This window comes from Polyangiaceae bacterium, from assembly GCA_016715885.1.
Taxonomy (GTDB): Bacteria; Myxococcota_A; Polyangia; order Polyangiales; family Polyangiaceae; genus Polyangium.
On sequence record JADJXL010000025.1, the window covers coordinates 1,211,428 to 1,219,195 of the forward strand.

The window sequence follows — 7,768 nt, forward strand, 5'->3', positions numbered from 1 at the left end:
CACAACTTGCCGCAGGAAGCAAGTGCCTGCGTCTACAGGGAATCGCCGACCCGCGCCCCGGCCGGTGGACGCGGCAGCTCCGGCGGCGGACGCGGCGGCCCCCACGGCGGCCTCGGTGGCGTCGAGATGGGGCCTGGCGATGGCGAACGTGGAGGCGATGGCGGAAGCAATGACCCAGCCTTCGGGGATGCACCTTGTTGCACCTTTTTGCCCGGTCCGAGCCCGGGACTGAGATAGACCATCGTGGCGGTGCCAATGATTTGCACGACGTAGCCGCCTACCATTTGGATCATGAAGAGCTTTTGAGCCCCCTTGGCGTACGCTTCGGACCATCGTTCGCATTTCTCGGCGTACTGCTGCATGTCCGCTTGCGTCAAATCCACCCATGTAAATCGCCCCTCTTGGAGCCCCTTGATGATCGTGGGCTCGTCGATCTCGTCGTCGCTCAGCTTCTTCCAGTTGTATTGAACCACGCCGGGGGTCGTCGTGCGCCAGTCGAGGCGCCACCACCGCATGCTCAAGTCGAACCGGACCCAAACATCCCCGGCGAATCCGGTGCCGTGGGTAAATAACTTGCGCGGCATTCCCCGGTTGATCGCGGCAATGTTCTTGGCGACGTCGGCTATCCCTTCTGCCAACTGACCCTGCGAGCTGGACTTGATCTCGAACACGACTGTATTCGCTAGATCCGCAATGTCTGGCCGTCGCAAAGCTTCGCCGGCACCGAGCAAAGCTGACGTTCCGCCTGCTGCGTCTACAATCGTTCTTATACTCACCGTGTTGGTGCGCACCTCTTGGGGTTTGGGATGCCGCGCCTTATACTCCGCCCCGATCACATTGTGCGCGGCATTGCCCATATGCAAGTTCCAAGGTTGATTTCCAGGTCTCCCCTTGACTGTGTAGAAAGTTTGTGCAGTACCGCCCCCACCACCGGAGACCGTTTGTCCCACGTGTCGTGCGTCCAAACGCACCCGCGCCACCGCCTCGGGAGGCTTGCGCATCACCGGGAGCAGCCGCGCAACGTCATCGTCGTGCGCGCTCCACAGCGCCACTGACCGCAGGTAGTCCGCTATCGTTTTTCCGGGCAAAATCGGTATCGTCGCCTCGGCACGCGTTCGTCCCAGCTCCTCACGCGCCTGGACCAACCGCTCCACCACTTCGTGCAGCGCTCGCCCCAATCGCGAAATCTCGCGCAGCGTCGGCTCACGCCATCGCTTGGCCACATACGCATCGCCGTAGGCCTCCGCGGTCTGCTGCTCCGCGCCGAGCACCAGCCATTGGTACTCGACAACCCCCGGATCCGTCGTAGCCCACCGAAGGACCCATGGCTGGGCGCCCTCGGCAAAGCGCACACCCACCTCGCCCGCGTAGCCCGTCCCGAGTTTGAACTTCGGAACGCCGAGCATGGCGCCATTGATCAAGCGCAAATGCCAGTCGACCTTGTTGTTCGCCGCAGACCGGTGTGTTTGTCCCCGCGGAACGACTTCGAACAAAACCCGCCCCTCGACATCCGCGAGATCAATGTGCCGATCCCTGTCGAAATCCGCTACGATGTGGGTGTTCCCGCCCGCTTCGTCGATGACCTCGACGAGGTTGCCGTCTTTGGGCACGCGGTACGCTGGATGAGCGGCCGCATAATGCTCGCGAATGAGCCTCAGCGCGGCGTATCCCAAGTGATATTCGGAAGGCCAAACCCCGCTTTCGTCATCTTGGGTGTACGGTTCGGGGAGCTTGCTGTCCTCCAAAACGCCGATCTTGTCGGGCGAACGCCCACGCACCCATTGCCCCATCAAATGCGCAGAACGCCGCGCCTCGGCGCTCACTTGGGCATTGGTTATTTGCAGAAATGCCGCCGAATCCGGCTGCACGACGCGGACGACACCAGGTCCACAGCCAAGGATTGTCCATGCAAACACCAACAATGCTGCCCCGTAGTTGGTCAGTACAATCACGACGATGCGAAGGTATTGCGCGACGAAATGGCGGGCAGCTTGCATCCTTCGAACGCTCAGCACCACCAACAAAACCGATGCTCCCCCGGCCTCCTCCAAGCACGCTTCGTGATGGACAAACCACAGCCCCCTCAAAGAGCTTGAAAAAGTTCCTCGAGAGGGCTGGACTCCGAAGTTGCGAAGCAACGGAGGAGTCCTATGTGGCACGGCTTTTGCCGGACGTCAAGTTTTTCTTGACGCTTGTCGAGTTTGACGAAGCGATCGCACTGAGAGGCCAGCGCGGCTGGATGCGCGTGCGGGGGCAAACTTCACCGAGCGGACTACCCGCGAAAACCACGCGGCATCGTGGCCGACGCCGAACCATTGTTCAGCCGCCGCATCAGCTTTGCTGCGCTCGAGAAGGCTGCCGAGCACGCACGACACCGCTGTCGATCCGCTTTATTTCTCGCTCCGTGTACGTTTTCGCCATCGTCCTGCTCGCCGCTGCAACGTATTGGCAACAGCGTGGCGCCGACAGCGCTCGTCGTGCCGCGACAACCACCGCAGAATCGTTCGACATCCCCGACGAACCCAGCGTCGCTGGCTTGCGTTTTCGTGTCCATCCTGCCATCGCTGTCCGGTTTCATCGCCGAACGCTCGCGTTTCATGCCGCCACTCGACGAAACGCGCTTGCCCCTGTCGCTCCTCGAAAGGTTTTCCGGTGATCCCCGAGACCAACTCATGCACGCCTTGCGGTTTGTCGCAATGGTTACGAAGCCGCCCAGTCATCGAGCACGCTATCCGATACTCGATTGTCGATACGCAGAGCTTGGTTTTTGCGGTAAAACCGATTCTGAGGTAGTCCCCGGTTGTCCGGAGGCGGCAATGTAGCCCGCGCTCCGGTCATCGAGGTGACCTTTATGAACGAATCCGAGGGCGTGCCGATGCGCATGCGATGGGCTCGTCTGCGCTTTCAAATCATAGGACCGCTTTTTGCGGCTCCACCCGAACATGGCGAGTTATCGATTGCCATCGAGGAGCTCGCCAAAAGGCAATGGCGCCATCCCACGACGGGAGAATGTGTCAAGTTTGGCGCGTCCACCATCGAGCGATGGTACTATCAAGCCAAAGCGTCGCCCGTCGACACGATGGAATCGCTCGCGCGCAAAGTGCGTGGTGATGCGGGAAAACAACCCTGCATCCATGCCGTGCTCAAAGAAACCATTCGGCGGCTGCACCAGCAATTTCCGTGGCTGTCGTTTCAGCTTCATTACGACAACATCGTGGCTCTTGCGGAGAAGGATCCGACCATCCATCCGATTTCGTCGTATTCGACGATTTGTCGATACATGAAGAGCCAGGGACTCTTGCGCGCAAAGTCGTCCAAGATCCGACAGAAGAAAACGAATACGGACGAAGTTTATGAAGTCCGGGAAACGCGCTCTTTCGAGGTGGAGCACGTCAATGGGCTGTGGCATTTGGATTTTTTCATGAATGCTCCGCAGCCTCTGCTTGCCATCGGGCGAACGGCACAAGCCGGTGCTCTTGTGCGTGCTCGATGATCGGTCGCGATTGGTTTGCCATGCGCAATGGTACCTCGCTCCGAGCGCGGAGACGCTGATTCACGGCCTTTGCCAAGCGATCATGAAACGCGGATTGCCCTGGGCGCTTTACGCCGACAATGGCGGGGCCATGGTGGCTGCCGAAACGCGCGAGGGATTGTTGCAACTCGGTATCGTGTACGATCACACTCGGCCGTATGGACCTGAGCAAAACGCCAAGCAGGAAGTGTTTTGGGCTCAGGTCGAAGGTCGGCTGATGGCAATGCTTCGCGGCGAGCCTACGCTGACTTTGGCATTGCTGAACCAGGCAACGCAAGCGTGGGTCGAACAAGAGTACAATCGGGCCATCCACAGCGAAACCAAGCAAGCGCCCATTGCACGATTTCTCGATGGGCCGAATACGAGTCGTCCGAGTCCTCAGCCGGACGAATTGCGCCAGGCATTTCGTCGATCTACGACGCGGGCGCAGAGGCAAGGCGATGGCACGCTGAGCCTCGAGGGGATTCGTTTCGAGATTCCCGCGCGATATCGGCCTTTGAAGCGAGTCCACGTCCGATATGCAACTGGGACTTGTCGTCGGTGGAACTGTGCGACGAGCGTACGGGAAAGTCTCTGTGCACGCTTTTTGCCGCTCGACAAGGCCAAAAATGCCGACCGACAACGGCGAGTGATTCAATCGGACGCAAAGCCGACCGACCACGCAGGGGACGCGCCTGGAATCACGCCATTGCCAGAAATACATTGCCGAATACGCGGCGACCAGGTTGCCCCCGGCATACCTCGCTCACGAGGAAGTAACGGAATTTTCGAAAGAGGGACACGAAGTCGAACTCTTGACGCTTTACGGGCTAAAATTAATCCATTTCGCCCGGACGTGCCGATTGAAGCGATCTACGCATCGCCCGCCATCGAATCTTTTTGCCAGCGTACGGCGCCGCCGTGCAAGATGGCGGATTCGTCATGATTACGGGTGATCCGGGAATGGGCCAATCGGTCGTTTTGCGATTGCTTGCCCACCAAATCAAGCGTTGCCGGACGTCGTGGTGGGATCCATCGATCACCCGCAAAGTCGCGTACCGGATTTCTATCGCGAGCTCGGCGACATTTTGCTGTGCCGCTTCGAGCAAGCAATCGTGGGGGTGGCTTCAAAGCATTGCGAGGGCGGTGGGCAGAGCATCGGACAAACCTCGATGCGCCGGTCCTCGCGATTGACGAGGCGGAGATGCACGATGATGTCTTGTCCGGAATTGCGTCTCTTGGCAGCAGGACTTCGATTCGCGGTTGTAACCGCCCCTCGAAATCCAGAAATTTGACCGCGGGTTCGAGGGCGGGTTCGGCACGGATCAGCGACTGCGCTTGGCGTGATTCGGTGCAGCTCGGAGGGGACGTCTTTTGCCGCCACGAGTCGGCGTCGATATCGAAAACGTGACAGTGCTGAGCAAAGCGCGGTCGACGAGGGCGACGGCACAGGCGGCGCCAAAACACGGTGTTCCACTGCTTGAAGGCGAGGTTCGTGGTCACCACCGTCGACTTCTTTTCGTGGCGTCTGCTGATGATGTTGCAAAGCCAATCGGCCGATCAGGCATCACTTGGCAAGTAGCCAATCTCGTCGAGCACGAGCAGGTCAGGTTCGTGTACCGACGCAATCGTCGTTCGACGGCCGGTAGCGACTCTTGCTTGAGCAGTCCGCCAGCGCTCCAGCGAGCGTCGTGAAGCGGACGGTGTAGCCTTGCTCCGAGGCGCTCGCAAAGGCGAGTTTTATGCGAGCATGGTTTTGCCGACGCCACTTTGACCGCGAAATAGCGACATTCTGTGCCTCGGCGATGAAACCGAGTTGCAGAGAGATGCTCGTATTTGGGGCGGTCGATGCTCGAGCGTGATTCCAATCGAAGACGTCGAGCGGCGTGACCGTACCAAGCGTTGCGCCATGCGGCGAGCGCGAATTGCGGACTTCACGCTCGCGTATTTCGAGCGCAACTGCGCTGCTCGGCAAAATCGGCCCAGACAAGCGCTCTTCGCAGCATGCCAAAAAGAGCCGAAAGTGCGTCGGCTGGAGCGCGTACGCCGATATCACGAAATCGACCAATCACATCATCAGACATCGTAACCTCCAAGGTCGTGCGGGACGGGGCATCACGATCAGGCACGTGCGCACCGATATCGAGCAACGTGGGAATGGGCTGGCCCAGGTTTTCCCATTGCTCGCATAACACAGCGAGCGCACCGGATCGTACGCGCCGCGAGCAATGGCCTCGTCGACAGCCGCGCGAAGCACGTCGGTACCACTAGGCATCGAGCAATCGAATGGTACGGCTCGTCATACTGCCGAGATTTCGACCGACTTCGACCCAGCGCGAGAAGAGTCGATCGATGCCATCGATCTGCGCGTGCAATCGATCCCGCCCCTTGGGAATGCTCGCAGCGCGCTTTTGGTCGAGCAGCTTCGGCACGATGCGCCGGGTCTTCTTTGCCATTGCCTTTTTCCCCACGCGCGCGTGGCGTGACGCAACCTGAGTGCTATAACGCGAAGTTTGACGCGTATCATTGGCGACGAGCGTCAATGACGCGGGCAAAACTGCAGAAAGGAAACCGCGCATTGGCATCGGATTCGGACAATGCCGTGTTGTCGAACGGTACCAAGGCCAGTTACCATCGGCGGTATCGGCGGCGCAAAGAAGAAGTCGAGCTCTTCCTCGAATACATCCGCCACGCGGGGCTTCCCAGGACTTGCCGGCGGATCGGGACCGCTACACAAGCAGATCGGTTGGATAATGCGGTGAATTGCGCGTTTCCTTGCTCAATCGAGGATTGCTCGAAAACGCTTTGAATCGCTCACGCAGATGGCGTGTCGCTCGCTCGCGCCTCCTTTGTTCGTGCGGTTGTTACTGCGGGCCACATGCGAGGCCGACGCTCATAGCGCCGGCAATTCGACAAGGCCGGAATGAAATCGCACGTTGTCCCTTGCCGCTCGAGGATGACGATTGCTGGACTGTCGAATAGCCATTGCCTGCCGAGCCTCGAAAAAGCTTGCCGCGCGCACGAGCCGATCGGCGGAGCGACGGACGGACAGGTCGAGCTTGTGTTCGGCCCAAAGCGCTCGCGAATACGCCAACACTGCAAAACGAAGACCCAAAGTGGTCGTTTTCCGCCGGGCATGTCGGGTACCCCACGTCCTAATCGATCTGCGCCTCGGCAACCAACGGCTTCACGCGAAAACGCTTCCGGTTTTTCGAGTTTCGGAACGCACACGTCGAAGGTAGGTACGTAAGACACGGAATCGTCCCGGTAAAAAAAAAAAAAAAAAAAAAAAAAAAAAAAAAAAAAAAAGTGAAAAAAATCCTCGCGCCGACGAGCATCCGTAAAGACGCGTGTACGGGCGCGGATATCGTTTGAGCGTTTCGTCAATGAATGCAGCGAAACGCAACAGTGATTCGTGACGAAAGCCTCTGGTGCCTGGGGCACGGGCCTGACGCGACCGATGACGCGTTCGACCGACAAAACAGGTATGAATGACGGGTTGCGCAGCGATCGTACCGCGCTTCCACTCGCCAAAGAAGAAAGAAGAATGGCGACGGATGTGCGCCTCGGTTTCAACCGAAACGGCATGTGAATCAGCCTCGCCCGAGGCCATGCACGCGGGCAGCGAAAGCATCGCCTAGTCGCCAATTCTGGCTACGCTTCCGGTGCGGTCCATCACGGCAATGCCGACTTCGTAAATGCAGCGAGCGCTGATCCGAATCCGAGCGTCGCAGATACTAGCGCTTGGATGAACAATTCGACTCGTCGTCTTTTACAGGCACAGCGCCTAAGGGCGTTGGTACTACAGGCGACAAACTTCGAGAGCGTTACCGGCGCGCCGGGTGCGCGTCATCGTTGCTGGCTCAAATGGATCGCAGCGTCCGCGCGGGTCCGTCGTCACCGTGCGGGCCGGGTTACACGGTCTGGGGCCTATCCGTCAACGCGATCTTATCCAGTCGATAATATGCGCCCTGGACATCCGAGTCGTGTACGGTCACTGCGACGCGATCGCTCGGACGTCGGACACACGTTGAGCGGGTGGGGACAAAGCCCTCGAACCCTGAGATCCGTCACCAAAGGTTAGCACGCGGCGTTTTCGACTGCAGACACGCGCATGTGGTCTCGATGATCGGCGCCCTTCGGCGCTTGATTGATGCCCTTCGCGCGAGCGCTCAGACAAACTTCCGCTTGCGCGCCCGTTGACGGCACTGCCGCCCGCAGTACTGCTGGCCCCGATCGCACGAGTGGTGGATCGCG

Annotated in this window: 6 protein-coding genes and 1 pseudogene; 2 read left to right on the forward strand and 5 right to left on the reverse strand. The window is 59.3% G+C overall.

From position 1 onward, the window contains the following. Positions 1–32 precede the first annotated feature (32 nt). The 3 genes from IPM54_39805 to IPM54_39815 all read right to left on the reverse strand — a co-directional run bounded on the left by IPM54_39805 (position 33) and on the right by IPM54_39815 (position 2,838). Positions 33–1,997 carry a hypothetical protein gene (locus tag IPM54_39805; GenBank protein ID MBK9265924.1) on the reverse strand — a complete coding sequence of 655 codons (1,965 nt, stop codon included), beginning with the start codon at positions 1,995–1,997 and terminating at the stop codon, positions 33–35. A 275-nt stretch (positions 1,998–2,272) separates the two neighbouring features. Continuing rightward, positions 2,273–2,599 (reverse strand): hypothetical protein, encoded by a 327-nt coding sequence (locus tag IPM54_39810; GenBank protein ID MBK9265925.1) that lies wholly within the window; start codon positions 2,597–2,599, stop codon positions 2,273–2,275. Positions 2,600–2,700: 101 nt separating this feature from the next. Beyond that, complete coding sequence (locus IPM54_39815; GenBank protein ID MBK9265926.1) at positions 2,701–2,838, reverse strand: hypothetical protein; 138 nt, start codon at positions 2,836–2,838, stop codon at positions 2,701–2,703. Between the two features lie 13 nt (positions 2,839–2,851). Between IPM54_39815 and IPM54_39820 the strand changes: the two are divergent. Beyond that, positions 2,852–4,275, forward strand: a pseudogene (locus tag IPM54_39820) (transposase family protein). 1,170 nt (positions 4,276–5,445) lie between these two features. Here IPM54_39820 and IPM54_39825 read toward each other — a convergent pair. After that, positions 5,446–5,595, reverse strand: coding sequence for a hypothetical protein (locus tag IPM54_39825; protein MBK9265927.1), 150 nt, complete (start codon positions 5,593–5,595; stop codon positions 5,446–5,448). A 183-nt stretch (positions 5,596–5,778) separates the two neighbouring features. Beyond that, positions 5,779–5,967, reverse strand: a complete 189-nt coding sequence (locus IPM54_39830; GenBank protein ID MBK9265928.1) for a hypothetical protein — start codon at positions 5,965–5,967, stop codon at positions 5,779–5,781. A gap of 959 nt (positions 5,968–6,926) precedes the next feature. Here IPM54_39830 and IPM54_39835 point away from each other — a divergent pair. Beyond that, complete coding sequence (locus IPM54_39835; GenBank protein MBK9265929.1) at positions 6,927–7,103, forward strand: hypothetical protein; 177 nt, start codon at positions 6,927–6,929, stop codon at positions 7,101–7,103. Positions 7,104–7,768: the final 665 nt, after the last annotated feature.

What these genes read in the sequence shown, in the direction of transcription:
- IPM54_39805 (MBK9265924.1), bottom strand. Translation starts at nt 1,997, where the DNA reads ATGCAAGCTGCCCGCCATTTCGTCGCGCAATACCTTCGCATCGTCGTG.
- IPM54_39810 (MBK9265925.1), bottom strand. Translation starts at nt 2,599, where the DNA reads ATGAAACGCGAGCGTTCGGCGATGAAACCGGACAGCGATGGCAGGATG.
- IPM54_39815 (MBK9265926.1), bottom strand. Translation starts at nt 2,838, where the DNA reads ATGACCGGAGCGCGGGCTACATTGCCGCCTCCGGACAACCGGGGACTA.
- IPM54_39825 (MBK9265927.1), bottom strand. Translation starts at nt 5,595, where the DNA reads ATGTCTGATGATGTGATTGGTCGATTTCGTGATATCGGCGTACGCGCT.
- IPM54_39830 (MBK9265928.1), bottom strand. Translation starts at nt 5,967, where the DNA reads ATGGCAAAGAAGACCCGGCGCATCGTGCCGAAGCTGCTCGACCAAAAG.